Source organism: Citrobacter sp. RHBSTW-00029 (assembly GCF_014104295.1).
In the GTDB taxonomy this organism is placed as follows: Bacteria; Pseudomonadota; Gammaproteobacteria; order Enterobacterales; family Enterobacteriaceae; genus Citrobacter; species Citrobacter youngae.
Map to the genome: position 1 here is coordinate 1,239,564 of NZ_JABXRT010000001.1, position 24,118 is coordinate 1,263,681.

General features: G+C 49.7%; 32 protein-coding genes and 3 tRNA genes. 17 read left to right on the forward strand and 18 right to left on the reverse strand.

The genetic code is table 11. The annotated features are described in order from the left end of the window. Positions 1-35: 35 nt before the first annotated feature. Positions 36-449, forward strand: a complete 414-nt coding sequence (gene yedD / locus HV041_RS05995) for a lipoprotein YedD (protein ID WP_121584786.1) — start codon at positions 36-38, stop codon at positions 447-449. A gap of 40 nt (positions 450-489) precedes the next feature. Here yedD and amyA read toward each other — a convergent pair whose 3' ends face one another. From amyA to fliD, 4 genes are all read right to left on the reverse strand, one after another. Next, the gene (gene amyA / locus HV041_RS06000; protein ID WP_121584785.1) at positions 490-1,977 is read right to left on the reverse strand and encodes an alpha-amylase; all 1,488 of its coding nucleotides are present in this window, start codon (positions 1,975-1,977) and stop codon (positions 490-492) included. Between the two features lie 68 nt (positions 1,978-2,045). Beyond that, positions 2,046-2,417: a flagella biosynthesis regulatory protein FliT gene (fliT, locus tag HV041_RS06005; protein ID WP_048211316.1), complete on the reverse strand. Its 372-nt coding sequence runs from the start codon at positions 2,415-2,417 to the stop codon at positions 2,046-2,048. After that, positions 2,417-2,824: a flagellar export chaperone FliS gene (gene fliS / locus HV041_RS06010; protein ID WP_005127744.1), complete on the reverse strand. Its 408-nt coding sequence runs from the start codon at positions 2,822-2,824 to the stop codon at positions 2,417-2,419. The genes fliT and fliS overlap by 1 nt, the downstream gene beginning before the upstream one ends. Before the next feature lie 15 nt (positions 2,825-2,839). Then, the gene (fliD, locus tag HV041_RS06015) at positions 2,840-4,243 is read right to left on the reverse strand and encodes a flagellar filament capping protein FliD (RefSeq protein ID WP_048211317.1); all 1,404 of its coding nucleotides are present in this window, start codon (positions 4,241-4,243) and stop codon (positions 2,840-2,842) included. 255 nt (positions 4,244-4,498) lie between these two features. Between fliD and HV041_RS06020 the strand changes: the two genes are divergently transcribed. The 8 genes from HV041_RS06020 (at position 4,499) to sdiA (ending at position 11,910) form a co-directional block, all read left to right on the forward strand. Further along, the gene (locus tag HV041_RS06020) at positions 4,499-5,983 is read left to right on the forward strand and encodes a FliC/FljB family flagellin (protein WP_005127741.1); all 1,485 of its coding nucleotides are present in this window, start codon (positions 4,499-4,501) and stop codon (positions 5,981-5,983) included. A 162-nt stretch (positions 5,984-6,145) separates the two neighbouring features. Continuing rightward, positions 6,146-6,865 carry an RNA polymerase sigma factor FliA gene (gene fliA / locus HV041_RS06025; protein ID WP_005127740.1) on the forward strand — a complete coding sequence of 240 codons (720 nt, stop codon included), beginning with the start codon at positions 6,146-6,148 and terminating at the stop codon, positions 6,863-6,865. Positions 6,866-6,922: 57 nt separating this feature from the next. After that, a complete protein-coding gene (fliZ, locus tag HV041_RS06030; RefSeq protein WP_040232441.1) occupies positions 6,923-7,474 on the forward strand; it encodes a flagella biosynthesis regulatory protein FliZ in 552 nt (183 codons plus the stop codon). A 100-nt stretch (positions 7,475-7,574) separates the two neighbouring features. Beyond that, the gene (gene tcyJ, locus HV041_RS06035; protein WP_005127738.1) at positions 7,575-8,375 is read left to right on the forward strand and encodes a cystine ABC transporter substrate-binding protein; all 801 of its coding nucleotides are present in this window, start codon (positions 7,575-7,577) and stop codon (positions 8,373-8,375) included. A gap of 155 nt (positions 8,376-8,530) precedes the next feature. After that, a complete protein-coding gene (gene dcyD / locus HV041_RS06040) occupies positions 8,531-9,517 on the forward strand; it encodes a D-cysteine desulfhydrase (RefSeq protein ID WP_115643231.1) in 987 nt (328 codons plus the stop codon). Positions 9,518-9,538: 21 nt separating this feature from the next. Continuing rightward, entirely contained in the window at positions 9,539-10,207 is a 669-nt protein-coding gene (tcyL, locus tag HV041_RS06045; protein ID WP_061068102.1) for a cystine ABC transporter permease, read from the forward strand. Beyond that, a complete protein-coding gene (tcyN, locus tag HV041_RS06050; protein WP_005127735.1) occupies positions 10,204-10,956 on the forward strand; it encodes an L-cystine ABC transporter ATP-binding protein TcyN in 753 nt (250 codons plus the stop codon). The genes tcyL and tcyN overlap by 4 nt, the downstream gene beginning before the upstream one ends. A gap of 231 nt (positions 10,957-11,187) precedes the next feature. Beyond that, a complete protein-coding gene (sdiA, locus tag HV041_RS06055; RefSeq protein ID WP_048211322.1) occupies positions 11,188-11,910 on the forward strand; it encodes a transcriptional regulator SdiA in 723 nt (240 codons plus the stop codon). Between the two features lie 66 nt (positions 11,911-11,976). Here sdiA and HV041_RS06060 read toward each other — a convergent pair whose 3' ends face one another. Together HV041_RS06060 and HV041_RS06065 are read right to left on the reverse strand one after the other, a co-directional pair. Next, positions 11,977-12,201: a DUF2594 family protein gene (locus HV041_RS06060; protein WP_005127733.1), complete on the reverse strand. Its 225-nt coding sequence runs from the start codon at positions 12,199-12,201 to the stop codon at positions 11,977-11,979. Beyond that, positions 12,198-12,311, reverse strand: coding sequence for a hypothetical protein (locus tag HV041_RS06065; RefSeq protein WP_101743137.1), 114 nt, complete (start codon positions 12,309-12,311; stop codon positions 12,198-12,200). Before HV041_RS06065 ends, HV041_RS06060 begins: the two co-directional genes overlap by 4 nt. Before the next feature lie 350 nt (positions 12,312-12,661). On the opposite strand from HV041_RS06065, the gene uvrY reads away from it, so the two are divergent. The 6 genes from uvrY (at position 12,662) to HV041_RS06095 (ending at position 16,203) form a co-directional block, all read left to right on the forward strand. Next, the gene (gene uvrY, locus HV041_RS06070) at positions 12,662-13,318 is read left to right on the forward strand and encodes a UvrY/SirA/GacA family response regulator transcription factor (protein WP_048211324.1); all 657 of its coding nucleotides are present in this window, start codon (positions 12,662-12,664) and stop codon (positions 13,316-13,318) included. Beyond that, a complete protein-coding gene (gene uvrC / locus HV041_RS06075; RefSeq protein WP_182294076.1) occupies positions 13,315-15,147 on the forward strand; it encodes an excinuclease ABC subunit UvrC in 1,833 nt (610 codons plus the stop codon). The genes uvrY and uvrC overlap by 4 nt, the downstream gene beginning before the upstream one ends. Before the next feature lie 55 nt (positions 15,148-15,202). Then, positions 15,203-15,751, forward strand: coding sequence for a CDP-diacylglycerol--glycerol-3-phosphate 3-phosphatidyltransferase (pgsA, locus tag HV041_RS06080; protein ID WP_003030490.1), 549 nt, complete (start codon positions 15,203-15,205; stop codon positions 15,749-15,751). A 151-nt stretch (positions 15,752-15,902) separates the two neighbouring features. Beyond that, positions 15,903-15,978, forward strand: a tRNA-Gly gene (locus tag HV041_RS06085). 52 nt (positions 15,979-16,030) lie between these two features. Further along, positions 16,031-16,104: transfer RNA gene (locus HV041_RS06090), tRNA-Cys, on the forward strand. A gap of 12 nt (positions 16,105-16,116) precedes the next feature. Then, positions 16,117-16,203, forward strand: a tRNA-Leu gene (locus HV041_RS06095). A gap of 126 nt (positions 16,204-16,329) precedes the next feature. Here HV041_RS06095 and HV041_RS06100 read toward each other — a convergent pair. The 12 genes from HV041_RS06100 to HV041_RS06155 all read right to left on the reverse strand — a co-directional run bounded on the left by HV041_RS06100 (position 16,330) and on the right by HV041_RS06155 (position 23,126). Continuing rightward, positions 16,330-17,340 carry a tyrosine-type recombinase/integrase gene (locus HV041_RS06100; protein ID WP_182294077.1) on the reverse strand — a complete coding sequence of 337 codons (1,011 nt, stop codon included), beginning with the start codon at positions 17,338-17,340 and terminating at the stop codon, positions 16,330-16,332. Continuing rightward, positions 17,340-17,567 (reverse strand): DUF4224 domain-containing protein, encoded by a 228-nt coding sequence (locus tag HV041_RS06105; RefSeq protein ID WP_182294078.1) that lies wholly within the window; start codon positions 17,565-17,567, stop codon positions 17,340-17,342. Before HV041_RS06105 ends, HV041_RS06100 begins: the two co-directional genes overlap by 1 nt. Positions 17,568-17,605: 38 nt before the next feature. After that, a complete protein-coding gene (locus tag HV041_RS24995; protein ID WP_226814012.1) occupies positions 17,606-17,971 on the reverse strand; it encodes a hypothetical protein in 366 nt (121 codons plus the stop codon). Continuing rightward, complete coding sequence (locus HV041_RS06115) at positions 17,968-18,261, reverse strand: hypothetical protein (RefSeq protein WP_182294079.1); 294 nt, start codon at positions 18,259-18,261, stop codon at positions 17,968-17,970. The genes HV041_RS24995 and HV041_RS06115 overlap by 4 nt, the downstream gene beginning before the upstream one ends. A gap of 3 nt (positions 18,262-18,264) precedes the next feature. Next, positions 18,265-18,549 carry a hypothetical protein gene (locus HV041_RS25000; protein WP_226814011.1) on the reverse strand — a complete coding sequence of 95 codons (285 nt, stop codon included), beginning with the start codon at positions 18,547-18,549 and terminating at the stop codon, positions 18,265-18,267. Then, positions 18,546-18,710 carry a hypothetical protein gene (locus HV041_RS06125; protein ID WP_182294080.1) on the reverse strand — a complete coding sequence of 55 codons (165 nt, stop codon included), beginning with the start codon at positions 18,708-18,710 and terminating at the stop codon, positions 18,546-18,548. The genes HV041_RS25000 and HV041_RS06125 overlap by 4 nt, the downstream gene beginning before the upstream one ends. Continuing rightward, positions 18,707-19,399, reverse strand: coding sequence for a hypothetical protein (locus HV041_RS06130; RefSeq protein WP_182294289.1), 693 nt, complete (start codon positions 19,397-19,399; stop codon positions 18,707-18,709). Before HV041_RS06130 ends, HV041_RS06125 begins: the two co-directional genes overlap by 4 nt. Before the next feature lie 135 nt (positions 19,400-19,534). Further along, the gene (locus HV041_RS06135; protein ID WP_001253786.1) at positions 19,535-19,711 is read right to left on the reverse strand and encodes a hypothetical protein; all 177 of its coding nucleotides are present in this window, start codon (positions 19,709-19,711) and stop codon (positions 19,535-19,537) included. Next, positions 19,699-20,238, reverse strand: a complete 540-nt coding sequence (locus tag HV041_RS06140; RefSeq protein WP_182294081.1) for an HD family hydrolase — start codon at positions 20,236-20,238, stop codon at positions 19,699-19,701. The genes HV041_RS06135 and HV041_RS06140 overlap by 13 nt, the downstream gene beginning before the upstream one ends. 128 nt (positions 20,239-20,366) lie before the next feature. Next, positions 20,367-21,194 carry a DUF2303 family protein gene (locus HV041_RS06145; protein ID WP_182294082.1) on the reverse strand — a complete coding sequence of 276 codons (828 nt, stop codon included), beginning with the start codon at positions 21,192-21,194 and terminating at the stop codon, positions 20,367-20,369. 56 nt (positions 21,195-21,250) lie between these two features. Continuing rightward, entirely contained in the window at positions 21,251-21,622 is a 372-nt protein-coding gene (locus HV041_RS06150; RefSeq protein WP_001515608.1) for a hypothetical protein, read from the reverse strand. Positions 21,623-22,433: 811 nt separating this feature from the next. After that, entirely contained in the window at positions 22,434-23,126 is a 693-nt protein-coding gene (locus HV041_RS06155) for a helix-turn-helix transcriptional regulator (RefSeq protein WP_061549226.1), read from the reverse strand. Positions 23,127-23,223: 97 nt separating this feature from the next. Here HV041_RS06155 and HV041_RS06160 point away from each other — a divergent pair, with 97 nt between their 5' ends. Both HV041_RS06160 and HV041_RS06165 read left to right on the forward strand, forming a co-directional pair. Next, positions 23,224-23,469 carry a helix-turn-helix transcriptional regulator gene (locus HV041_RS06160; protein ID WP_048221267.1) on the forward strand — a complete coding sequence of 82 codons (246 nt, stop codon included), beginning with the start codon at positions 23,224-23,226 and terminating at the stop codon, positions 23,467-23,469. A gap of 10 nt (positions 23,470-23,479) precedes the next feature. Next, positions 23,480-24,031: a YmfL family putative regulatory protein gene (locus HV041_RS06165; protein WP_136397921.1), complete on the forward strand. Its 552-nt coding sequence runs from the start codon at positions 23,480-23,482 to the stop codon at positions 24,029-24,031. Positions 24,032-24,118 lie beyond the last annotated feature (87 nt).

The following is a 24,118-nucleotide window of genomic DNA, read 5'->3' on the forward strand; positions in this document are numbered from 1 at the left end:
CCACAATCCCCTTTTCTTCGCATGCAGGATGAATGATGAAAAAATTAGCAATCGTTGGTGCATTGTTGGTACTTGCCGGCTGCGCCGAGGTACAAAATTATAATGACGTGGTGAAAACACCAGCCCCTGCCGGTCTGGCAGGTTACTGGCAGTCGAAAGGTCCGCAGCGCGCGCTGGTGAGCCCGGAAGCGATCGCCAGTCTGATTGTCACCAAAGAGGGGGATACGCTGGATTGCCGTCAGTGGCAGCGAGTGATTGCCGTCCCCGGTAAATTGACCATGCTCTCCGGTGACCTCACCAACGTGACGGTGAAACGCGAGCTGTATGAAATTGATCGCGATGGCAATACGCTGGATTATGACGGTATGACGCTGCAACGGGTAGAACGCCCGACGCTGGAGTGTGCCGAGGTGTTAAAGAAAACGCCGTTAGCTACACCGCTGCCATAAGTATTGCGCCCCGGTAGCCTGTCGCCACCGGGGTTAAGTGCTACAACACGTCTTCAATCACCCACACGCTGACGCTGCCGCCATCACAGAAAAACGTCGCCACGCCGTTTTCATCGGTCACTACGCTTTCTTCGCGATTCCCCAGATAATCACGCCAGGTTTTATTGCCGTAATTCGCGCCGAGATTGATGGTCTTTTCTCCGTCATCGCCGTTAGACAGAACAACCACGCAGCCGGGATCGTCGTCCGTTCCGCTGCGGCTAAAGGCGATACAGTTAGGATGATCGAAAAAGAGCGTCTGTACGCCGTGAGCGAAGCGCTGACGTGCGAGGATCAGTTCATCAAGCTGTTCGATGATGGGCATGTCGATAGGATAAGTTTCGCCATCGTCGCCAGTGTCTTCGTAATGTGCCCCGTAAAGATCGGGGTAGAACACCGACGGCACACCGTTTTCGCGCAGCAGGATCAGCGCGTAGGCCAGCGGCTTAAACCACGCCTCGACGGGGGCTTCCAGCGCCTGTAACGGCTGGGTGTCATGGTTCGCAACCAGCGTCACCGCATGAAAGGGATCGACCTCCACCAGCGTATCGGTGAAAATCTGGCTCATGTCATAATCGCGACCCTGGCGGGACGCTTCGTGAAACTTCATTTGCAAAGGGGCATCAAACAGCATGGTTTTCCCCTCGACCTGGTTAATATAGGTTTGCAGTTTATCGACATCATGGGACCAGTATTCCGCGACGATAAACAGCGGCCTGGGTGCCACCTCCTGGACGTGCTCGATCCACTCTTTATAGAACCATGCCGGGATATGTTTGACGGCATCCAGGCGAAAACCATCGCAATGGGTTTGATCCATCACCCAGCGTGCCCAGTATTTGAGCTCTTCAGTCACGGCATGATTGCGAAAATCGATATTTTCGCCCATCAGATAGTCAAAGTTGCCCAGTTCGTCATCGACCTGATCGTTCCAGCCTTCGCCGGTATAATCATTCACGATTTTAAAAATGCCGTCCTCGGTGGGATTTTCAATATGATCGATGCCGCTAAAGCATTTGTAGTCCCAAATGAATTGAGAGTACTGACCCGCACGGGCAGGGAAGGTGTACCGCGTCCAGGCCTCGCATTCGACAATCTCATCGTCAATCTGCGTGCGGTCATCGGCGTTTACGCGCTGAACCTGAATGTGTTCTTTCTCGTCGGCCCCCATTTTGTGGTTGACCACCACATCCAGCAGTACCGCGATATCGTTGTGCTTTAACGCGTCGATTGCCGCCAGTAACTGATTTTTATCGCCGTATTTGGTGGCAATAGTGCCTTTCTGGTCGAATTCGCCTAAATCAAACAGATCGTAGGTGTCATAGCCAACGGAGTATCCGCCGGACGCACCTTTATAGGCAGGAGGCAGCCATACCATATTGATGCCGATATCATTCAGTCCGTCCGCGCGTGCGGCGAGTTCCGACCAGAGCTGGCCGCCATCAGGGTAATACCAGTGGAAGTACTGCAATAAGGTGGGGTTTTTCATCTTCCGTGCTCCAGAAGCCGTTTGGCCGACCTCTGGAGTATGGAAGATTATTCAGACGAAGCGGGAAATTATTGTGGGGCAGTTGGCGCATCCGGAACCAGTAACATACCGGAAAGCCGACCGTAGGCGTTATTTAGCGTCTTCTGGCGGGTTGACTGACCGATCAGCGTGCTGAGTTCATCCAGACGCTGCTGCAGTAATGCTTTGAGCAACTGTTCGTTATCCAGCGTCTGTTTAATATACCCGGCAATCAAATCCTGAACGCTTCGCGTGATGCCAGATGGAGTTTGTTCTTCCATGACCACTTCAATACTTTGCAGATAGCTAACTTCCTGTTCCAGTAAAAGGTCCCATTCACCTCGCTGCGCCAGTTCCAGCAGCGAGTGACTGAGCAGCGCAATGCGCTGCCAACGGTTGATAAACTCCACGGCTGAGGTCATTAACGGGACTCCTGGGACGACGCGTTTGGTGAGATCTGTTTCCAGGCATCCGCGATGTTTCCGAGCAACCCTTCGACTTCTTCAATCGCCTGACAATCATTATTCAGATTTGCGTGCAATAAACGGCGAACCATATAGTCGTACAACGAAGAAAGATGGGTGGCGATCTCTCCTCCTTTTTCGTGGTCCAGGCCCGCCTTCAGACCATTATCGATGATATTGATTGCCTTGCTTAATGCCTCACCTTTGGCAACGATATCGCCTTGCTGCATAAACAGACGAGCGCGCACCAGGGCGCTATGTGCGCCATCAAACAACATTTCGATCAACTGATGCGGGTTGGCGCTCATCACGGCGCTTTCCACGCTGACCTGTGCATAGGCTTTGGTACCGCTCGCGGTATACATGCTTACCTCGTGTTATCAGGAATTATTCATCGCTGAAAATTGTTGGCCCAGATAGGTACTGGTGCTGTTCAGCTTACTCATCATGGAATCGAGTTGGGTAAACTGTGCTTTATAGCGAGCCACGACTTCATCAATGCTGTTACTCACGGTCAGATACTGCTTAGTCAGCAGTTTCAGGTTGGCGTTAATATTATCTTGCGCATTGTCGATAATACCGTCATCGGCCAGATAGCTTTTTACTTCGGTGGCAATCTTGGTGGTAATACCGGTTTCTTTGCCGTCACCCACCAACAGTTCACGGGTCGCTGCTGTGTTATCTTTCAGTGCCTTAGCCAGTTTTTCTTCATCAATTTTTAACTTGCCAGTGCCGCCATCCTGAGTAATGCCAATCTCAGACATGGTTTTAAACGGGGACTCGCTGCCGCTGTTAGCAAATGGCGCACGAATACCGTTTTGAATGGTACGGAGAACACTGTCGCCCAGTAATGCGCCGTTATCTGCACTGGCCGCTTCACCCGGTTCAACTTCTTTATATTTAGTCAGCGTACCAAAGGTATCGACCAGTGAGTTATAGGCTTCCACCCAGGCTTTAATTGCCGTTGTGGCCTTTTCATCACTTTTTGTTACCGTGATAGAGGCATCTTTGACTTCTTTGGTCAGTTGCAGCGTGATGCCCTGCGGTGCGTCAGTTACGGTATTGCTTTGACGTTCAATATCAATGCCGTTGACGGTCAGTTGCGCATTTTGCGCACCGACCAGTTGCTTCATTTTGCCGCTGCCCGCTTTGCTGTCATAGGACAGTAAATCGCTCAGTTTCGAATCATTCGAGACTGAGATGGTCATTTCGCTTTCAGTGCCGCTTTCCGCGGTTAACACTAACTGATAATCGTCTTCCTTAACCTTTACCAGACTTGCCGAAATACCGCTGTCCGCATCGTTAATGGCGTCACGAATATCCTCCAGAGAGGTTTCGCCTTTGCCTAACTTGATTTCCAGGGGTTCTTTACGACCCGGTTGTGAAATCGTTATGGTGCGTTCATCAACACTGGTATCGCCCAACTGTTCTTTGGTCGAGGTAATTTTGGACGTGGTTGATAGCGACTGTGCTTGTGCCAGTTTGGACACGCTGACGGTATATTTACCGGGAGCAGCACCGGCGGTTGTACTGACCTTTAAGTCTTCTGTGCTGCTGGTTGCCGTGGTGCTTTTAAACAGGTCGGCATTGTTCAGTGCGGTATTCGCCGTTTGAAATTTTTCTAATGCACTTTTCAGCGTACCGTACGCGGTCAGACGCGAGGTGTTAGCGCTCTGCTGCTGGGTAATGGGCGTTAAGCGCTTTTTCTCAGCAGTGGTTAAGTTTGTCAGCAATGTGTCCAGTGGTAAGTTCGAGCCAACGCCCAGTGATGTAAATGAAGGCATGCCTAATTCCTTGTGATTGCAAACAGTAGTTAACCGCTATATCGGCAATCTGCGCGCAAAGTTTAATAATAGTTTTGCAAAAATAATGCGCGGAATAGTGGTAATTAAAGCGGGTATTTCCGGGGCTAAGAAAAAAATGGGCGGAAAGTAAAAATTTTCTAAAGTTCGAATTTAAGGTGCCGATACATGGGTTACGGTCAGAAACCGTGGGCAACAGCCCAATAACATCAAGTTGTAATTGATAAGGAAAAGATCATGGCACAAGTCATCAATACAAACAGCCTGTCGCTGTTGACCCAGAATAACCTGAACAAATCTCAGTCTTCTCTGAGCTCCGCTATCGAGCGTCTGTCTTCCGGTCTGCGTATCAACAGCGCGAAAGACGATGCTGCAGGTCAGGCGATTGCAAACCGTTTCACCTCTAACATCAAAGGTCTGACTCAGGCGTCCCGTAACGCCAACGATGGTATCTCCATCGCACAGACCACTGAAGGTTCTCTGTCTGAAATCAACAACAACCTGCAGCGTGTTCGTGAGCTGGCGGTTCAGTCTTCTACTGGTACCAACTCCCAGTCTGACCTCGACTCCATCCAGGCTGAAATCACTCAGCGTCTGAACGAAATCGACCGCGTATCCGGTCAGACCCAGTTCAACGGCGTGAAAGTACTGGCGAAAGACAACACCCTGACCATCCAGGTTGGTGCTAACGATGGCGAAACCATCGATATCAACCTGAAAGAAATCAACTCCAAAACGCTGGGTCTGGATAGCCTGAGCGTGCAGGATAGTTATAAGACTACCGCTACAGTTGTAGGTGCAGGTACCTATAAAGACGGTGTAACCATCACTGCACCAACTCAGGGTGAAATTGATGCAGCTGTGGGTGGTACTGCAGGCGAGGGTAAAGCGACAGTTGAGTTTAAAGATGGTCAGCATTATGTAAACATCACAGACTCAACCAGTACTGATCCTGGTAAAGGTAATGGTATGTATAAGGCGACCATTGACCCCGATACAGGTGCCGTGGTCATTGGCGCTAAAGATACAACCATTACCAAAGCAGAAACTAAAACTGTTACCAAAAATCAGGTTGTTGATACCCCAGTTACAACAGATGCAGCAAAAGCGCTGGTTGATGCAGGCGTTACTGGTGCAACTGATACCAATACCACTTTGGTGAAAATGTCTTTTGAAGACAAAAACGGTAAAGTTATTGATGGCGGCTATGCTCTCAAAGTTGATGACAAATACTACGCTGCTGATTATAAAGACGGCAAAATCACTGCTAAAACTGTTGCATATACCGACGATAAAGGTGTTAGCAAAGAAGCCGCTGTTCAGTTTGGTGGTGTGAACGGTAAAACTGAAATCGCTACCGTAGGTGGAAAACAGTATCTGGCATCCAGCGTAAAAGATCACAACTTCAAATCAGGTACGGCTCTAAACGAAGTCGCTACCGCGAAAACTGAAAGCCCGCTGGCTAAAATCGATGCGGCGCTGGCGAAAGTTGCTGACCTGCGTTCCGACCTGGGTGCGGTACAGAACCGTTTCAACTCTACCATCACTAACCTGGGTAACACCGTAAACAACCTGTCTGAAGCCCGTAGCCGTATCGAAGATGCTGACTACGCGACCGAAGTGTCCAACATGTCTCGTGCAAACATTCTGCAACAGGCGGGTACTTCTGTTCTGGCGCAGGCCAACCAGACCACGCAGAACGTCCTGTCTCTGCTGCGTTAATTTACACTTATCGCGCAAACCCCGCTCCGGCGGGGTTTTTTACATTCCGCTTTACCCGTAACCCCCAAATAACCCCCCATTTCACCCACTATTCACCCGATTAAAACCCCTGCAGAAACGGATAATCATGCCGATAACTCATTTAACGCAGGGCTGTTTATCGTGAATTCACTGTATACCGCTGAAGGTGTAATGGATAAACACTCGCTGTGGCAGCGTTATGTACCGTTGGTGCGTCACGAAGCATTGCGCCTTCAGGTGCGCTTGCCGGCGAGCGTGGAACTGGATGACCTGCTACAAGCGGGCGGCATCGGGTTATTGAATGCAGTTGACCGATATGACGCTTTGCAAGGAACGGCATTTACCACTTACGCAGTGCAGCGTATTCGTGGGGCTATGCTGGATGAACTACGCAGCCGGGACTGGGTGCCGCGTAGCGTTCGGCGCAATGCCCGCGAAGTGGCACAGGCGATGGGGCAACTGGAGCAGGAATTAGGGCGTAACGCGACGGAAACTGAAGTGGCGGAGCGTCTGGGGATCCCTGTACAAGAGTATCGTCAGATGTTGCTTGATACCAATAATAGCCAACTCTTCTCCTACGACGAGTGGCGGGAAGAGCATGGCGATAGTATTGAGCTGGTGACAGAAGAACATCAGCAAGAAAACCCGTTACAACAGCTTCTTGAGGGGAACCTCCGTCAGCGCGTGATGGATGCGATTGATGCATTGCCGGAGCGCGAGAAGCTGGTATTGACGCTGTACTATCAGGAAGAGCTGAATCTGAAAGAGATTGGTGCTGTTCTGGAAGTGGGCGAATCACGGGTCAGTCAGTTGCACAGCCAGGCTATCAAACGTCTACGCACCAAGCTGGGTAAGCTATAAGGGGTAATCTTTGCCCCTGAACAATGCCGCATAACGTATTGACTACCAGGAGTTCTCATGACGGTGCAGCAATCAAAAAGACGGCCACTAAGCCGCTACCTCAAAGATTTCAAACACAGCCAGACGCATTGCGCCCATTGCTTTAAGTTGCTTGACAGGATCACGCTGGTTCGTCGCGGGCAGATTGTGAATAAGATAGCCATCTCCCGCCTGGACACGCTGCTTGATGATGCTGAATGGGCGCAGGAGAAAAAAGAGTGGGTGGCGTTATGCCGTTTCTGCGGTGATTTGCATTGCAAAGAGCAAAGCGACTTCTTTGACATCATCGGCTTTAAACAATTTTTGTTTGAGCAAACCGAAATGAGCCACGGCACGGTGCGCGAATATGTTGTTCGCCTGCGTCGTCTCGGCAATCATCTGACCGAACAAAAAATTTCTCATGACCTGCTGCAGGAAGGATTCCTCGACGAAAACCTCGCCCCGTGGCTGCCAGAAACCAGCACCAATAACTACCGCATTGCGCTACGTAAGTATGAGCAGTTTAAAGCCCATACACATATGGGGCATATGCAGAAATCCGCCTGGACAGCCAGTTCTGATATATATTAAAAACGAATAAGGTGTAACAGAGTCGTGTTTGTGAATTACGGCGAACGTTCTACACTTCGGTCATAAATGATGGTCACTAATGACAATATTCGGGGTAACTATGAAATTAGCACTTCTGGGACGTCAGGCGCTGATGGGTGTAATGGCTGTTGCACTTGTCGCGGGTATGAGCGCAAAAACATTTGCGGACGAAGGTCTGTTAAATAAAGTGAAAGAGCGCGGCACGCTGCTGGTGGGGCTTGAAGGGACTTATCCCCCGTTTAGTTTCCAGGGCGACGATGGCAAACTGACCGGTTTTGAAGTGGAATTTGCCGAGGAGCTGGCTAAACATCTGGGTGTGAAAGCCTCGCTCAAGCCGACCAAATGGGACGGCATGCTGGCGTCGTTAGATTCCAAACGTATCGATGTGGTGATAAACCAGGTAACCATCTCTGACGAACGGAAGAAAAAATACGATTTCTCTACCCCGTATACGGTTTCTGGTATCCAGGCGCTGGTGAAGAAAGGTAACGAAGGCGTTATTAAGACTGCTGCCGATCTGAAAGGTAAAAAAGTCGGCGTTGGTCTGGGAACCAACTATGAAGAGTGGCTGCGTCAGAACGTGCAGGGCGTAGATATTCGTACCTATGATGATGATCCGACCAAATATCAGGATCTGCGCGTAGGCCGTATCGATGCCATTCTGGTTGACCGTCTGGCAGCGTTGGATCTGGTGAAGAAAACCAAAGACACACTGGCCGTGACTGGTGAAGCTTTCTCCCGCCAGGAATCTGGTGTGGCGCTACGTAAAGGCAATGAAGATCTGCTGAAAGCTGTGGATGCAGCCATTGCCGATATGCAAAAAGACGGCACGCTGAAAGCCCTGTCCGAAAAATGGTTTGGAGCGGATGTGACTAAATAATCATCATCCGGATAAAAAAGGCGCCTTTAACAGCGCCTTTTTTTATTCCATTGCGCCTGAACGTGCATAATAAAAAGAACATCACAACAACTTCTACTCTCAGGCTTTTGGGCTGCTTGTTGCCCACAAGATGATGAGTAAACACCGGAGGCTCTATGCCACTGCATAACTTAACGCGCTTTCCCCGTCTGGAATTTATTGGTGCGCCCACGCCGCTCGAATATCTCCCGCGTTTCTCTGATTATCTCGGCCGCGATATTTTTATTAAACGCGATGACGTCACGCCGATGGCGATGGGCGGCAATAAACTGCGCAAACTGGAGTTTCTGGCGGCGGACGCGCTGCGTGAAGGCGCAGACACATTGATCACCGCAGGGGCTATCCAGTCGAACCACGTGCGTCAGACGGCGGCGGTCGCGGCGAAGCTGGGGCTTCACTGTGTGGCGCTGTTAGAAAATCCAATAGGCACGACTGCGGAAAATTATCTCAGTAACGGTAACCGTCTGCTGCTGGATCTGTTTAATACACAGATTGAGATGTGTGATGCGCTGACCGATCCGAATGCGCAGCTTCAGGAACTGGCGACGCGGATTGAAGCGCAGGGGTTCCGCCCGTATGTGATCCCGGTTGGCGGTTCTAACGCGTTGGGTGCATTGGGTTATGTCGAAAGCGCGCTGGAAATTGCTCAGCAGTGTGAAGGGGCCGTAGAACTTTCATCCGTCGTGGTGGCGTCGGGCAGTGCAGGAACGCACGCCGGGTTGGCGGTAGGACTGGAACAATTGATGCCGAACGTTGAGCTTATCGGTGTCACCGTTTCGCGCAGCGTTGCTGACCAAAAACCAAAAGTCGTTGCGCTGCAGCAGGCCATTGCCAGTGAGCTGGAGCTGACTGCGGCGGCAGATATTTTACTGTGGGATGATTACTTTGCGCCGGGTTACGGTACGCCAAATGAAGAAGGCATGGAGGCGGTAAAACTGTTGGCGCGTCTGGAAGGCATTTTGTTGGATCCGGTGTATACCGGTAAAGCGATGGCAGGCCTGATTGACGGTATCAGCCAGAAACGCTTTAAAGATGAAGGGCCAATCCTCTTTATTCATACCGGTGGGGCACCTGCGTTGTTTGCCTACCATCCACATGTATGACAACCAGGTAGAAAAACACTAATGCAAGAAAGTATCCAACTGGTCATTGATTCGCTGCCATATCTGCTGAAAGGGGCGGTATTTACGCTCCAACTGAGTATCGGCGGGATGTTTTTTGGCCTGGTGCTGGGGTTCATCCTGGCGCTAATGCGTTTATCGTCACTGTTGCCTGTGCGCTGGCTGGCGCGCTTTTATATCTCTATCTTTCGCGGTACGCCGTTAATTGCCCAACTGTTTATGATCTACTACGGTCTGCCGCAGTTTGGTATTGAGCTGGACCCGATCCCGGCTGCTATGATCGGTCTGTCGCTGAATACTGCGGCTTACGCGGCAGAAACGCTGCGTGCGGCCATCTCCTCCATTGATAAAGGTCAGTGGGAAGCCGGGGCGAGTATCGGTATGACACCGTGGCAGACGATGCGCAGGGCGATCCTGCCGCAGGCTGCGCGGGTTGCGCTTCCACCGCTGAGCAACAGCTTTATCAGTCTGGTGAAAGACACATCACTGGCCGCGACCATCCAGGTACCGGAACTGTTCCGCCAGGCGCAGCTGATTACTTCACGCACGCTGGAAGTGTTTACTATGTATCTGGCGGCCTCGCTGATTTACTGGGTCATGGCGACGGTGCTTTCTGCGCTGCAGAACTATTTTGAAGAACAACTCAACCGCCAGGAGAGAGATCCGAAATGAGTACTATTGAAGTCAGAAACCTGGTGAAAAAATTTCACGGGCAAACGGTACTGCACGGCATTGATCTGGACGTTAAGCCTGGTGAAGTCGTGGCGATTATCGGGCCGAGCGGTTCAGGCAAAACCACGCTGTTGCGCAGTATAAATTTGCTGGAACAACCGGAGGCGGGCACCATCAAGGTTGGAGATATTACCATTGATACCGCACGTTCCTTAAGCCAGCAGAAAGGACAGATTCGCCAGTTGCGCCAGCATGTGGGGTTTGTGTTCCAGAACTTTAATTTATTTCCACATCGCACAGTACTGGAAAACATTATTGAAGGTCCGGTAATTGTGAAGGGCGAACCGAAGGCGGAAGCGACAGCGCGCGCGCGTGAACTTCTGGCAAAGGTTGGGCTTGCGGGTAAAGAGAGCAGCTATCCACGGCGGTTATCCGGCGGTCAGCAGCAGCGTGTCGCTATTGCCCGGGCGCTGGCTATGCGTCCGGAAGTTATTCTTTTTGATGAACCGACCTCCGCGCTTGACCCGGAACTGGTTGGCGAAGTGCTTAATACTATTCGTCAACTGGCGCAGGAAAAACGCACCATGGTCATTGTGACGCACGAAATGAGTTTTGCGCGTGACGTTGCTGACCGGGCGATATTTATGGATCAGGGCAAGATAGTGGAGCAGGGGCCTGCAAAATCATTATTCACGCATCCGCAGCAACCGCGAACCCGTCAGTTTCTTGAAAAATTCCTGATGCAATAAAAGGTCAGAGAGCACTCATCGAAATAGTTTTTTTGGTGAGTGCTTGTTGCATAACTATTTATAATTACTGCTTTATTATTATTGCTTCATCCTGTCAGCATTGTGGGCTGTTACATTACACTCAAGTAATTTCTTATTTGTCCGATAATTTGCATATATAAAATACATTTATGTGTTAGCTTGTTTCGTACATTTGGATGATTATCAATCTCAGGGGCATTACCACTTAGTATGCAGGATCATGATTTCTTCACCTGGCGACGGAGCATGCTGTTACGCTTTCAGGAAATGGCGGCGGCAGAGGATGTCTATAACGAATTACAACTTCAGACGCAGCACTTAGAGTTCGATTTTTATGCGCTCTGTGTCCGGCATCCCGTACCCTTTACCCGACCTAAAACGGTACTTCATACGACGTATCCCAAAGCATGGGTCGCACACTACCAATCAGAAAATTATTTCGCTATCGATCCGGTACTGAAACCCGAAAACTTCAGTCAGGGCCACTTACCGTGGGATGACGCCTTGTTCCGTGACGCACAACCGCTGTGGGACGCCGCGCGTAATCACGGTCTGCGCAAGGGGATGACGCAATGCTTAATGTTGCCAAATCGGGCGCTAGGTTTTTTGTCCGTTTCACGCGCAAGTGTGCGTAATGGCCGCTATGCCCAGGATGAAGTCGAACTCAGGATGCAACTGCTGGTACGAGAAAGTCTGTCAGTACTTATGCGGCTGGAAGATGACATGGTCATGGCGCCGGAGATGCGTTTTAGCAAGCGCGAAAAAGAGATTCTGAAATGGACCGCTGAGGGGAAAACCTCTTCCGAGATAGCAATGATTCTGTCGATCTCTGAAAATACCGTTAACTTTCATCAGAAGAATATGCAGAAGAAGTTTAACGCGCCAAACAAAACACAGATTGCTTGTTATGCCGCTGCAACAGGGCTTATCTGAATAAAATGTCGTTCTGAGTGTCAGACGCAAAACCGGCTGAGAGCATCGCTGTCAGCCGGTTTCTTATCACTGACGATAGGCCTGTTTAATTTGTTTAACAGTGCTGGTAAATACCGCGGCCTGTGTTTCGTCCTCAATCAGCGCGATCTGTTTTTCCATTTTAAGAATCACGCGTCCTGCATCGGCTTGTCCCATAGCCTGCAGCATCAGCGTTAACATGGCCTTCAGGCAGGTGACTTCATTAGCCAGTTCTTGATTATTCTCAGCAGTGGAAAAATCAGGCGTACTCATTTATTTTCCTCGTTATGTTTCAATGAAAAAGTGCGATGGCAAACGTCAAGGCGGCGGAGTATACCATAAGCTCGGCTAAAAATATCTGAGGTTGTTTTTTGCACAAACAAAACCCAATGAGATTAAAATAAACAAGATGTTGCAGTGCATATATTTTCTCCATTCATTGTTTATTCCGAGTATTTTACTCGTTAATTATTGTTACAAGCTTACCTTCCTATTTAGCATTCAGCGTAAGAATATGAATTTTTTGTCACTATTCTGAAACAGCTATGCAGATATAAGCGCGGGCAAACAGCCTTCAACCGTGAAAGTTTCCACGGTTCGTACAATCTAATTTCCAAAAACGAGAGCAAAATCGAAAGTCGGGCGTTTTTTAGATTTCAAAGTTGAGATAAAACCCGTTAACATAGGACCGATTAACTATCGGTAGCGTTATCCCTATTCTGGAGATATTCCTTTGATCAACGTTTTTCTTGTTGATGACCACGAACTGGTGCGCGCAGGGATACGACGCATTCTGGAAGATATAAAAGGCATTAAAGTTGTCGGCGAGGCGTGCTGCGGCGAAGATGCGGTCAAATGGTGCCGCACTAACGCCGTCGACGTTGTGCTGATGGACATGAATATGCCCGGTATTGGCGGTCTGGAGGCAACCCGCAAAATTGCGCGTTCCTCGGCTGACATTAAAGTGATCATGTTGACTGTTCATACCGAAAACCCATTGCCGGCAAAAGTTATGCAGGCGGGAGCCGCGGGCTATCTCAGCAAGGGGGCCGCCCCTCAGGAAGTCGTGAGCGCGATTCGTTCGGTTTTTTCCGGGCAGCGCTACATTGCTTCCGATATTGCGCAACAAATGGCGCTTAGCCAGATTGAGCCAGAGAAAACGGAAACCCCGTTTGCCAGTTTGTCTGAACGCGAGTTGCAGATTATGCTGATGATCACCAAAGGCCAGAAGGTCAATGAGATCTCAGAACAACTGAATCTTAGTCCCAAAACAGTGAACAGCTACCGCTATCGAATGTTCAGTAAATTAAACATTCATGGCGATGTGGAGCTGACTCACCTGGCAATTCGCCATGGCCTGTGTAATGCGGAGACATTAACAAGCCTGTGACCGAACAGTTCGATGCTAAAGCGTTTCTGAAAAACGTGACCAGCCAGTCTGGCGTCTATCGTATGTACGATACCGCCGGGACGGTTATCTATGTCGGTAAAGCGAAAGACCTGAAAAAACGGCTCTCCAGCTATTTCCGCAGCAATCTCGCGTCGCGTAAAACCGAAGCGCTGGTGGCACAAATTCAGCAGATTGATGTCACGGTGACGCACACCGAAACTGAAGCATTATTGCTTGAGCACAATTACATCAAGCTGTACCAGCCGCGCTATAACGTATTGCTGCGCGATGATAAATCCTATCCCTTTATTTTCCTCAGTGGCGATACCCATCCGCGTCTGGCGACGCATCGCGGCGCCAAGCATGCTAAAGGTGAATACTTTGGACCGTTTCCTAACGGTTATGCCGTCCGCGAGACGCTGGCGCTATTGCAGAAAATTTTCCCAATACGTCAGTGCGAAAATAGCGTTTATCGCAACCGTTCACGCCCGTGTTTGCAATATCAGATTGGCCGCTGCCTTGGGCCATGTGTCGCCGGTCTGGTGAGTGAAGAAGAGTACGCACAGCAGGTCGACTATGTACGGCTGTTTTTATCCGGCAAAGACGATCAGGTGTTAACGCAACTGATAACCCGGATGGAGAAGGCCAGCCAGAACCTTGAGTTTGAAGAGGCCGCACGCATCCGCGACCAAATTCAGGCGGTTCGCCGTGTCACTGAAAAACAGTTTGTTTCCAATACTGGCGACGATCTGGATGTTATCGGCGTGGCATTTGATGCCGGAATGGCCTGTGTACACGTCTTGTTCATTCGTCAGGGTAAAGTGTTAGGCAGTCGCAGCTATTTTCCTAAAGTACCAGGGGGAACGGAGCTGGGCGAGGTAGTTGAAACCTTCGTTGGGCAGTTCTATTTACAGGGTAGCCAGGTGCGTACCTTGCCTGGGGAGATCCTGCTTGATTTTAATCTTAGCGATAAGACGCTGTTGGCTGACTCTTTGTCTGAACTGGCCGGGCGGAAGATTAACGTCCAGACGAAACCGCGAGGCGATCGCGCCCGATATTTGAAGCTGGCACGTACCAATGCGGCTACGGCGTTAACCACCAAACTTTCCCAGCAGTCCACTATTACCCAACGTCTGACGGCGCTGGCATCCGTGCTGAAACTGCCTGCGGTGAAACGCATGGAATGTTTTGACATTAGCCACACGATGGGCGAGCAGACCGTTGCCTCCTGCGTGGTTTTTGACGCTAACGGGCCGCTGCGCGCAGAGTATCGTCGCTATAACATTACGGGTATTACGCCGGGTGATGATTACGCGGCGATGAACCAGGTACTGCGTCGGCGTTACGGTAAGGCAATAGAAGAAAGTAAGATCCCAGATGTTATTTTGATCGACGGTGGTAAAGGCCAGCTAGGGCAGGCGAAAGCTGTTTTTGCTGAACTGGACGTGCCCTGGGATAAACAGCATCCTCTGTTACTGGGTGTGGCAAAAGGGGCAGATCGCAAAGCTGGCCTGGAAACCCTGTTCTTCGAACCGGAAGGCGAGGGGTTTAGCCTGCCGCCGGACTCTCCTGCGTTGCACGTTATTCAGCATATCCGCGATGAGTCTCACGATCACGCCATCAGCGGACACCGTAAAAAACGGGCGAAGGTGAAAAGCACCAGTACGCTGGAAACCATCGAAGGCGTTGGCCCTAAGCGCCGACAAATGTTGTTGAAATATATGGGGGGTTTGCAAGGGCTTCGTAACGCCAGTGTCGAAGAAATTGCAAAAGTGCCGGGTATTTCGCAAGCTCTGGCAGAAAAGATCTTCTACTCGTTGAAACATTAAGCCCTCTGTAGCAACATAGGGGTAATTTCACTGACAACAGATAGTTATCCGTCATATGCAATTTAATATCCCTACATTGCTCACGCTGTTTCGCGTCATTCTAATCCCATTCTTTGTATTGGCGTTTTATCTGCCATTCACCTGGGCTCCCTTCGTTTGCGCGCTGATTTTCTGTATCGCGGCCGTTACCGACTGGTTTGACGGTTTTCTGGCGCGCCGCTGGAACCAAAGCACCCGTTTCGGGGCGTTCCTCGATCCGGTGGCAGATAAAGTCCTGGTGGCTATTGCGATGGTGCTGGTGACGGAGCACTACCACAGCTGGTGGGTGACATTGCCTGCCGCCACGATGATCGCGCGTGAAATTATCATTTCAGCGCTGCGTGAATGGATGGCAGAACTTGGCAAGCGTAGCAGCGTGGCGGTGTCGTGGATCGGTAAAGTCAAAACGACATCGCAAATGGCGGCGCTGGCATGGCTGCTGTGGCGCCCAAATATCTGGGTAGAGTATGCCGGGATTGCACTTTTCTTTGTCGCCGCGATTCTGACTTTATGGTCAATGTTCCAGTATTTGAGCGCTGCACGGGGAGATTTGCTTGATCAGTGATCGTTTCGCCGCAAATTTCAGCAAACGATCGTCAGTGGTGAAAAATATCGTTGACTCATTGCGTCAGGTAAGTAGAATGCAACGCATCGAACGGCGGCACTGATTGCCAGACGATAACAAAATCAAGTGATTAACAAAGTTACTTGGTGATGCGGGAATAGCTCAGTTGGTAGAGCACGACCTTGCCAAGGTCGGGGTCGCGAGTTCGAGTCTCGTTTCCCGCTCCAAATTTAAAACATCGGCATTTGCGGATGTTTAGCTGTAAAGCCAGAAGATTTCGGCGCGTTAGCAAAGCGGTTATGTAGCGGATTGCAAATCCGTCTAGTCCGGTTCGACTCCGGAACGCGCCTCCAATTTCTTCCCGAGCCCGGATGGTGGAATCGGTAGACACAAGGGATTTAAAATCCCTCGGCGTTCGCGCTGTGTGGGTTCAAGTCCCACTCCGGGTACCATGGGAAAGAACAGAATAATCAAAGCAATAAGCAGTGTCGTGAAACCACCTACGGGTGGTTTTTTTGTTTTTGTGCCCTATATTCACCATGGTTTCGCCATTCAGCTTCGCCATAAAAAAGAGGGCATTACTGCCCCCCGACGACCGGAACAACTGAAATTCTTCGATTATATCTCGCTGTTTGCGACGCGTTTTTATGACCTGAAATTTCCTGCTTCTCACTCAGAGTACCTTCAAGATCAGAAATTCCTTTGGCTTTTAGATCATGGAAAGTGAACTGGAAATCGAGGTCTGGATATTTTTCAGCAGCAATTTTTTTAGTCTTCATCCATTGTGCATTAAAAGCATCGCGTGTATATCGCAGACCTGATGGCTGGTGGATGACAAAAATACTTACCATACCGTTGTTGAGATGAATGCTGTCAGCAAGATTAACGGCATCCTCCAGACGTTTTGTCCAGGCCTTGATCTGGCTAACTGCGGTTTTACTCTGCTGAATTAAAATTCCTTCGCTCAATAATTGACTCTTTTTGAGGTCAAGAATGTCTCCCTGGCGGGCGCAACATAGATATGCCAACTCCATTGCAACTTTAACGGGAATAGAAGCAACGCTATAAAGTGCATCATATTCCCTATCGCTAATATAACGGGTCCGAGCCTGCTCTTTAAATTGCTTTACGCCATGGCAAGGATTCATCTTCACCTTTCCTCGTTCGTATGCCCACCGAAACACCCTGGACATAAATGCTTTCTCGCGGTTTGCCTGAACCCTGCTCTTAACACCTCGTTTATCCATATATTTTCTGATGTGCTCTGGCTTGATGTTATCCGGCTTCATTTTCCCGAAGACAACATTTACCTTTGAACCGTATTTTCTGTAGTCTTTACGTGTTTCAGTTGCTAACTCGTGGAAATCACCGGAATTAAAGAACTCTTCACAAAGTGCGTTGAAGTTCGTACTAACCTTTAAATCGTTTATGAAGTTTTCGTAAGCTGCCCATACCTGCGATTTTGTTAGATCAGGATTACACAACCTGACGGTACGACCATCTGTTGTACGAAACTCATAAGCAGATTTTCCCCGTCGAACGCGAGGAGGCATCCAGTTATCCTCAGGGTTTTTGCGAGCTCTAGACATTACATATCCTTAAAGTTTGGTTCTTCTTCCTCTGGATTGTTCACTATCAACTTAAGGCCAACCGGGTTTGATACATGATCCCATGTTGTTCCTGGTCTGCCGTCCTTACGTAGGATAAAAAATACCCCACTATCACTCAGAGCTTTACACTGTAGGGAAGGGCGACGATAACCAGTTAATTGATAGAGGTCATCAGGAGTAAGAAAACGTTGGTTCTGTCCGCTCATAGATAGTTCTCCACTTAAACCGGCTGCATCCGGTTACTTCATTCTGTAGCTACTGAAGAGTTGCCAGCCTTGCAACGATCCATCAGCGATTGAGCCGTTGCCGTTAGCAGGTTTAAATCAACCTCTGAGCCGTGAAGAATCACAGCAAGGCGATTTAGCGTGGCTTGCGCTTGGCTATCAGCCTTGCGGTGTTCCTGTAGCTCGTCTATCTCATCCAGCAAATTTAAAACGATGAGCACCCCATACTGTTTTATCAACTTTTCAATCTCACCCGCCGCCGCGTCCATATCCTGCTCGGCTGATGGGCTGTCCTGATTTTCTTCATACCAGGCGCGAGTGGATTGATAGTTTTCTACAGCCTCGTTTAGCGACTTGCGCCATTCAGGTAGTTTGTTGGTTGTCATGGTGTACTCCAGTTATCTTCAATCGCCACGCCAAGTCGGTGTAGCCAGTCGGCCAGCTTCAGCATCGCTTCTCGTTCGCTTAATCTTTCAGGAAAGTCGGCAAGCTCGACCATCGGTTTAAACCGACCAAACGCATCGTTCTCAACAACAAGTTTTTGCTCAAGCGTTGTTTGCTTAACTTTGCTGTGATGCCGTAGGAGATAAGCAGACTTTGATTTTTTGGTTTCCGGGTCGTATTCGTAGGAAGTGAGTATCATCTGGCTGCCGCCGCGATTTGTTCCTCGCCACATAGCTCAATCCCCCTTCACGCCAATGCCAGCGGCGGTATCAAGTAATTCGTCAGCGGCCTGAATTTCAGGATGCTCGTCATAATCCGGAAGGTAGCGACGGGCTACAGCTGCTAGGCTGTTTAGCACCTTGCGGTGTTCTGCTATCGTGGAGTCTTTGACTTCCAGCTCATCCAGCAGCGCTTCTGCGGCGATGTAAATCACCTGGCGCTTGCGGTCTGCCGGGTCGCTGTAATGGTCTTGCATGAGCTGGAATTCTTCACGCAGCGCCTGTTTGTTGAGTGCTGTCATTGAGCAGTCTCCTGCTCATCGTTGATATATGGCGGTTCATCAGTGCAAATTTCTGCTGAGCAATTAGGGCAAAATCCGTCAGCGCTCTCCAGTTCGTTGCTGAATATCCACTCTCCGCATTTCCAGCAGCGGACTTCACCTGGCTTCATGTAATCGCTCATAGCGCGACTCCTTTGCGAAGTCTGGCCTCCTGGCGAATATCATCAGCAAACATCTGAGCGCGGCAGGCTTCACCCTCGAGATCATCAGCAGCACGTAAATCATCACGTTCTCTAGCAATTCTTGCAGCAGTTTTGCGGCGCAATACCAAAGCTTCCACACCCTGCGCCCGCACTTCAGCTAGGAAAGCGTCGGTTGCTGGGGTTTCGATATCAGGGCTAAGCTTGTATTCAGACCAGCCAATCCAGCCGTTTTGCTCGGAAGGTTTTTCGAAATCCATTTCTATCGCTTTCTGCATAATCACCCCCCAGCAGATGGTGTCGGCATCTTCCGGCCAACCGTCTTGCGCCGCCTCTTCGCGACATACAGCGATCATGTCTTTGGCAGATGCAATGGCTGCATCCTGGGCTTTATGAATTTCAAATCCCGTTTCATCGCTGTACATGAAAAATGACTGCCCGGATTTCAGCCCCGAATTCTCCGCCGCCAGATCCCTGCACTTGCTCTCGGCGTTAGCGAGCTGTACTGCAAGGTCTGCGTTTTGTGATTGCAGCTCTTCGATACCAGCTTTTGCGATATCACTGGCCTTTTCCACGACACTCATCAACTCGTTAATCGCAGCCAGTTTTGATTGCTGCAATGCACATTTTTTCTCTAGTTCTTCGTATGTCGGTTTTCCGATAGTGGTCATTGGACTGTTCCTTTCCTGGCTTTACTCAACAGCTGGTTAAACATCATGGTTAGGCTGTTACTGCACCCAAGTTCATACCTTTGGCGATTTCACCGCTGGTGGTATTCGGATGAGCCTGGAGATATTCAAATACGGTCATGGTGTTTTACCTTTACGTTCCTGTTCCAGTTGCACCAGAGACTCTTTTAATGCTGCGAACGTAGCGTCCAGTCTGGTGGCGACTTCGCGCATAAGCGGTGCATGCTTTGGTGGCAGTTCAGCAACGGAGGCAAAAGCCTCCGCTACGAGTTCTTTTACCTTCATGCGGCGCATTGGCGCTGCTCCATCAACTCGTTAAAGCGATTTATGAACATGCCGTATGACTGGCCAGGACGGACTGGATTGATAATGAATAAATCCGTTGGGATAACTCCCTCGAGGCATGGCCACACGGAACCTTCGTCAACCTCAAAATCGCGGCGTTCGCTGGCGAGCATCACCAGATCGGCATATTTCACAGTTGGGTGTTGTTCCGTCGGTAGGCCAAATTTCTGGCGAATAGCTGCGTCTACGCGAGCTTCGATCACCTGGTAATCCGGTAGCAGGCGCTTAAGAGGCGAGGGGATATCCTGCAGGTAGGCTTCGGCGGCATCATGAAGCAGTGCTTCTAATGCAAACTCCTGCGGAACGAGGTGGCTGGTTAAAACGCTATGCTGGCCGACGCTGTAAAACTCAGGAAGATGCCCTGCAAAGCGGCAGATATGAGACAACGCGGTGGCGATATCTTCGATCACGATATCGTCCTGTTGGATATCGAGGTAATTAAAATGTTTGCCGGATAATGTCTGAATATAGCTCATGGTTTTCTCCATATTAGCGCGCTGCACCGCGCAGATTTTGGTTGTACGAATCCCTCGCCGGGTGGCGATAATTAATTGAATTACGCTTCAATAAATCCCCGCGGCGCCGGGGATTTAATGCAGAGCAATTACGCTTTAAAGTTACCGATGAAAGTTTCCACTGATTCACCGTCGAACTTGCTGATCAGCAAATCACGGAATTCGTTGGCGATCGCTTCTTCCTGGGCTTCCAACTGGACGATGCGCAGAACAAAGCAGGGTTCATCGCTAGTCAGCAGGCTGTTACGCAAGCTAAAGCGGCGTTCACCCAGACCTTCATACGGCACACATTTGAACTCGAACGCCACAGGCATTACGTCTTTGCTGCTTGCTTCAACGCTTTGCATCAGAGATTTTTTACCAGCGAAATCACCAGTTTCATGGTCCTGCTGTGTTGCTTGCTGAATAGTGATACGACGCACAGCCTGAGCCGCCTGTGAAATCTGCATCGTATTGCCATCAGCATCAAACGCCAGCAGGTAATCGCTCCAGTCTTCCAGCCATTCCGCGATTTGCTTTTGCTTCAGGCGTTGACCATCGATCTGCAGTAACGCTCGGAACGGGGCGGTTTTCTTCAGGGTGATTGAAGCAACGTTATCGGCGTGACCTGGATTATCCAGGGTGCCGATGTTGAACACTGAACGGGCGGTCATGTTGTCAGCGTCAATGAAGCAACGAGCTGGCTCGCTAGCGCTGGCGTAACCTTTAGAATAACGTGCGAAGTCGTCAATACTGGTTGTGGTCATTGCGCCACGAAAGCGGAAACGCTCCAGAGAAAAGCGCTCGAGGCTTTCAACGGCAGTACCATCTGGCAGTAATGCGGTCGGGCAAGCCAGGCCATGAATATCATTCAGGTGATAACCGGAAAGAACCAGGTCTTTGACCTGCTTGAATGTGCCGCTGTCTAACTGAGACATAAAAATTCCTTAATTGCTGATGTTCGAAGTGGTATCAGTGAGTTTGTTGCTGCGGATCACTGAGCCGCTTTAAGCTTTCCATCCACCGCGCCGGTGATCCCGAATAGTTGCCCCTGATCTTCCTGCAGGATGGTGAGCTTCCCGCCTTTGTTGACCCACATAGGGGTTTCGGTTGTGTCCTCTTCGGAGGCTTTACCACGCGGTGTCGGGGTGCTGTAGTTCAGCTTGTGCTTGATCTTGACGCGCTTCTCTTCGACGGAGTTTCCCATGCGCTCAAAATCAAAGGTGAGGACTACTTTGCCTTTGTTGCCGTTGTTCAGAACGCCAAGCGCGGTGGTATTAAGTGCTGCCGCGATTTTGTTCATGAAGACGCCGGCATCCAGTTCGCCAAGAAAATCTGGCACTACGGTCATGCGGTCATTACTCATGGTTTTACCCTCGTTAAGGCGGCTGCCACCGCCGAACTTTCTCCATACACAACAGAGAAGGGCACCTGCATTTGTAGGCGACTGCAATCGCCATCCTCTTGCCCGGGTGGATTGGGTTATGAGCCCGTCACACGGTGATACCCTTTTCTGTTGTGTAAAAAGGGCGGTACCAGCTAATTGATGGGATGTAACTGGTACCGCCAACACTTCACGCAGTATTCAAGTTGTGGCGCCAGACGCTTGTCTTCTGGTTGTCTCGATGGACTGCAATTCACCACAACTGGAAGCGCACTCCACCTGTTTCACACCTGTCACCCATAACTGGTAAGTGAAGGAGTGCGCTTCCATGTTGTGCCCTGAAAAAGGCTGGCGGTTACCGGAAGTACACGGGAAAACACCGGGCCGCCAGAACAGGGAGTTACTTGTTATTGCTTTGGCCTGCTTTTAACCACATCAGGCGCGGTGGTAGGTATCTTCGGGCGGGGTGCTAAGGGGGTGATTAGCCCTTGCCCTTAACACTCCTGCTGGTTTTGGTATTCCTGGCTTGGGTATCGCCACCAGCTATAGGAATTTGACTACGAGTTGCGGTTAATCAGACCGCGTCTCTGTTACCCCTCCCGAAGACACCTGTCAGCGAATCATCCGGTTATTCATATGCCACCGGCGGCTACTTCGTGGGCATCCTGCCTGTTCGCTATGGAGTAGACAATAAAATTAAATTGCGAATAACGCAAGTATTAAATTGCGATTTGCGCAATATCGAGGCGTAAAAAAACCGCCGTAAAGGCGGTTTCAACATTGATATGTAGTGTCAGGCGTGGCGTTTGAATGATTGAGATTGGCTTATCATTACCTTCCCAAAAATGTAAAAACGGTGTTCGTTTGTCTCATCCACAGACCATTCTCTATATTTTGGGTTATCCGATATCACCAACAACTTATCAGGTATCATCTGTAATCGTTTGACGTAAATTTTATCATCAAAACCAAATACATATATTCCATCACCATCGAATTCATGAATAGAGATATCAACGAAGAGAAGATCACCAGGTTCGATAGTCTCAGCCATACTGTCGCCTCGAACGTTGATTACTTTTACTTGATCTGCCGTTCTTCCGCCGAACATCGCTAGCGCACGTTCATTGTTGTATTCGATTGACCTGATGACATCAATAATATCGCTGCCTTGAATAAAGCCACCACCAGCGCTGGCACTTACATCAAGAATCTCCACTCTAAACACAGATCCATCTCCAGAATGTGGGTTACTACCACTGTATTCACATACAGTAGTTTTATTTCCGCCTGGAGTAAATAGATCAGCAACGCTAACGCCTAAAGCTTGAGCATATTTGCTAAGTGATTGTTCAGTAAATGACTTCTGTTTGCCGGTTTCTACGCGCGAGATGTTAGCTCCGTCGACACCAACGGCTTCAGCAAGATCAGCGATTTTTAGACCCTTCGCTGTGCGAAGTTCTCTTATGCGGTTTCCTATGTTCATGCGTCTATTACATGTTTTTTTTGCGTGATGTGCAAAGCAACTTGCGCAAGTCGTACGTTCCAATTAATATGCGTATTACGCAATTAAAGGAGGGTATATGCAATCACCGTTACGAATCTTGCGTAAATCGCAAGGTATGACTCTTTCCTGTGTAGCAAAAGGGGTTGATATCGACCCGGGAAATCTAAGTCGGATAGAGCGAGGGCAGCAAATTGCTTCCCTAGATATTGCTGAACGTCTAGTCCGTTTCTTCTCGGGAAAAATCAATGAGCTAGAAATTCTTTACCCACATCGCTATTCGAACTGTACAGGCGCGAGTACAGACATAAAACCACAGGAATAAGGGGTTAACCGTGGGTAACGAACCTATTTGGAAAGTTGAACGTCAGCCAGCCTGGTTGGTGTCCGCGATTAAAAAGACGATTACCGACCTGCCTGGAGGCTATGCCGAGGCGGCGGAATGGTTGGGGGTAACAGAGAATGCGCTGTTTAACCGCCTTCGTGTGGATGGGGATCAGATCTTCCCTATGGGGTGGGCGATGGTGCTACAGAAAGCCGCCGGTGTTAGCTACATAGCTGATGCGTTTTCTCGCCAAACAGATAACGGGATCCATATCCCGGGCGCGGCACCAGAAACAGAGAACGAAGAGATTGGTTTAAAGCTGGCTGAGCTGGTGGGCAGGCTTGGTGACCTGGTTAACGCATATCGTCGATACATCGATGATGGTGTGGTTGATAAAGGGGAGTGGGACAGTCTGAACGAAATCGCCTACCAGTTCCGGGTAACGCTTATGACGTTTCTGAACCTGATTTCACGAGTCTATTGCCTTCCAGAAAAGAGTGACGCCCGCGAGTGTGCAGCTCCGGGCGCCTTGGCGAACAACTCTTCGAGTATGGAGAAATAATCCGCATGAGCAATTTAATCGCAAATCCTCACTTACCGCAACTACGAATGATCCCGGTGCCGGGTCTTCCGCTGTTTCGGTATGAAT

Excerpts from the sequence above, each read along its gene's own strand:
- yedD (WP_121584786.1), top strand. The coding sequence starts at position 36 with ATGAAAAAATTAGCAATCGTTGGTGCATTGTTGGTACTTGCCGGCTGC.
- amyA (WP_121584785.1), bottom strand. The coding sequence starts at position 1,977 with ATGAAAAACCCCACCTTATTGCAGTACTTCCACTGGTATTACCCTGAT.
- fliT (WP_048211316.1), bottom strand. The coding sequence starts at position 2,417 with ATGACCTCAGCCGTGGAGTTTATCAACCGTTGGCAGCGCATTGCGCTG.
- fliS (WP_005127744.1), bottom strand. The coding sequence starts at position 2,824 with ATGTATACCGCGAGCGGTACCAAAGCCTATGCACAGGTCAGCGTGGAA.
- fliD (WP_048211317.1), bottom strand. The coding sequence starts at position 4,243 with ATGCCTTCATTTACATCACTGGGCGTTGGCTCGAACTTACCACTGGAC.
- HV041_RS06020 (WP_005127741.1), top strand. The coding sequence starts at position 4,499 with ATGGCACAAGTCATCAATACAAACAGCCTGTCGCTGTTGACCCAGAAT.
- fliZ (WP_040232441.1), top strand. The coding sequence starts at position 6,923 with ATGACGGTGCAGCAATCAAAAAGACGGCCACTAAGCCGCTACCTCAAA.
- tcyJ (WP_005127738.1), top strand. The coding sequence starts at position 7,575 with ATGAAATTAGCACTTCTGGGACGTCAGGCGCTGATGGGTGTAATGGCT.
- dcyD (WP_115643231.1), top strand. The coding sequence starts at position 8,531 with ATGCCACTGCATAACTTAACGCGCTTTCCCCGTCTGGAATTTATTGGT.
- tcyL (WP_061068102.1), top strand. The coding sequence starts at position 9,539 with ATGCAAGAAAGTATCCAACTGGTCATTGATTCGCTGCCATATCTGCTG.
- tcyN (WP_005127735.1), top strand. The coding sequence starts at position 10,204 with ATGAGTACTATTGAAGTCAGAAACCTGGTGAAAAAATTTCACGGGCAA.
- sdiA (WP_048211322.1), top strand. The coding sequence starts at position 11,188 with ATGCAGGATCATGATTTCTTCACCTGGCGACGGAGCATGCTGTTACGC.
- HV041_RS06060 (WP_005127733.1), bottom strand. The coding sequence starts at position 12,201 with ATGAGTACGCCTGATTTTTCCACTGCTGAGAATAATCAAGAACTGGCT.
- pgsA (WP_003030490.1), top strand. The coding sequence starts at position 15,203 with ATGCAATTTAATATCCCTACATTGCTCACGCTGTTTCGCGTCATTCTA.
- HV041_RS06100 (WP_182294077.1), bottom strand. The coding sequence starts at position 17,340 with ATGTCTAGAGCTCGCAAAAACCCTGAGGATAACTGGATGCCTCCTCGC.
- HV041_RS06105 (WP_182294078.1), bottom strand. The coding sequence starts at position 17,567 with ATGAGCGGACAGAACCAACGTTTTCTTACTCCTGATGACCTCTATCAA.
- HV041_RS24995 (WP_226814012.1), bottom strand. The coding sequence starts at position 17,971 with ATGACAACCAACAAACTACCTGAATGGCGCAAGTCGCTAAACGAGGCT.
- HV041_RS06115 (WP_182294079.1), bottom strand. The coding sequence starts at position 18,261 with ATGTGGCGAGGAACAAATCGCGGCGGCAGCCAGATGATACTCACTTCC.
- HV041_RS25000 (WP_226814011.1), bottom strand. The coding sequence starts at position 18,549 with ATGACAGCACTCAACAAACAGGCGCTGCGTGAAGAATTCCAGCTCATG.
- HV041_RS06125 (WP_182294080.1), bottom strand. The coding sequence starts at position 18,710 with ATGAGCGATTACATGAAGCCAGGTGAAGTCCGCTGCTGGAAATGCGGA.
- HV041_RS06130 (WP_182294289.1), bottom strand. The coding sequence starts at position 19,399 with ATGACCACTATCGGAAAACCGACATACGAAGAACTAGAGAAAAAATGT.
- HV041_RS06135 (WP_001253786.1), bottom strand. The coding sequence starts at position 19,711 with ATGCGCCGCATGAAGGTAAAAGAACTCGTAGCGGAGGCTTTTGCCTCC.
- HV041_RS06140 (WP_182294081.1), bottom strand. The coding sequence starts at position 20,238 with ATGAGCTATATTCAGACATTATCCGGCAAACATTTTAATTACCTCGAT.
- HV041_RS06145 (WP_182294082.1), bottom strand. The coding sequence starts at position 21,194 with ATGTCTCAGTTAGACAGCGGCACATTCAAGCAGGTCAAAGACCTGGTT.
- HV041_RS06150 (WP_001515608.1), bottom strand. The coding sequence starts at position 21,622 with ATGAGTAATGACCGCATGACCGTAGTGCCAGATTTTCTTGGCGAACTG.
- HV041_RS06155 (WP_061549226.1), bottom strand. The coding sequence starts at position 23,126 with ATGAACATAGGAAACCGCATAAGAGAACTTCGCACAGCGAAGGGTCTA.
- HV041_RS06160 (WP_048221267.1), top strand. The coding sequence starts at position 23,224 with ATGCAATCACCGTTACGAATCTTGCGTAAATCGCAAGGTATGACTCTT.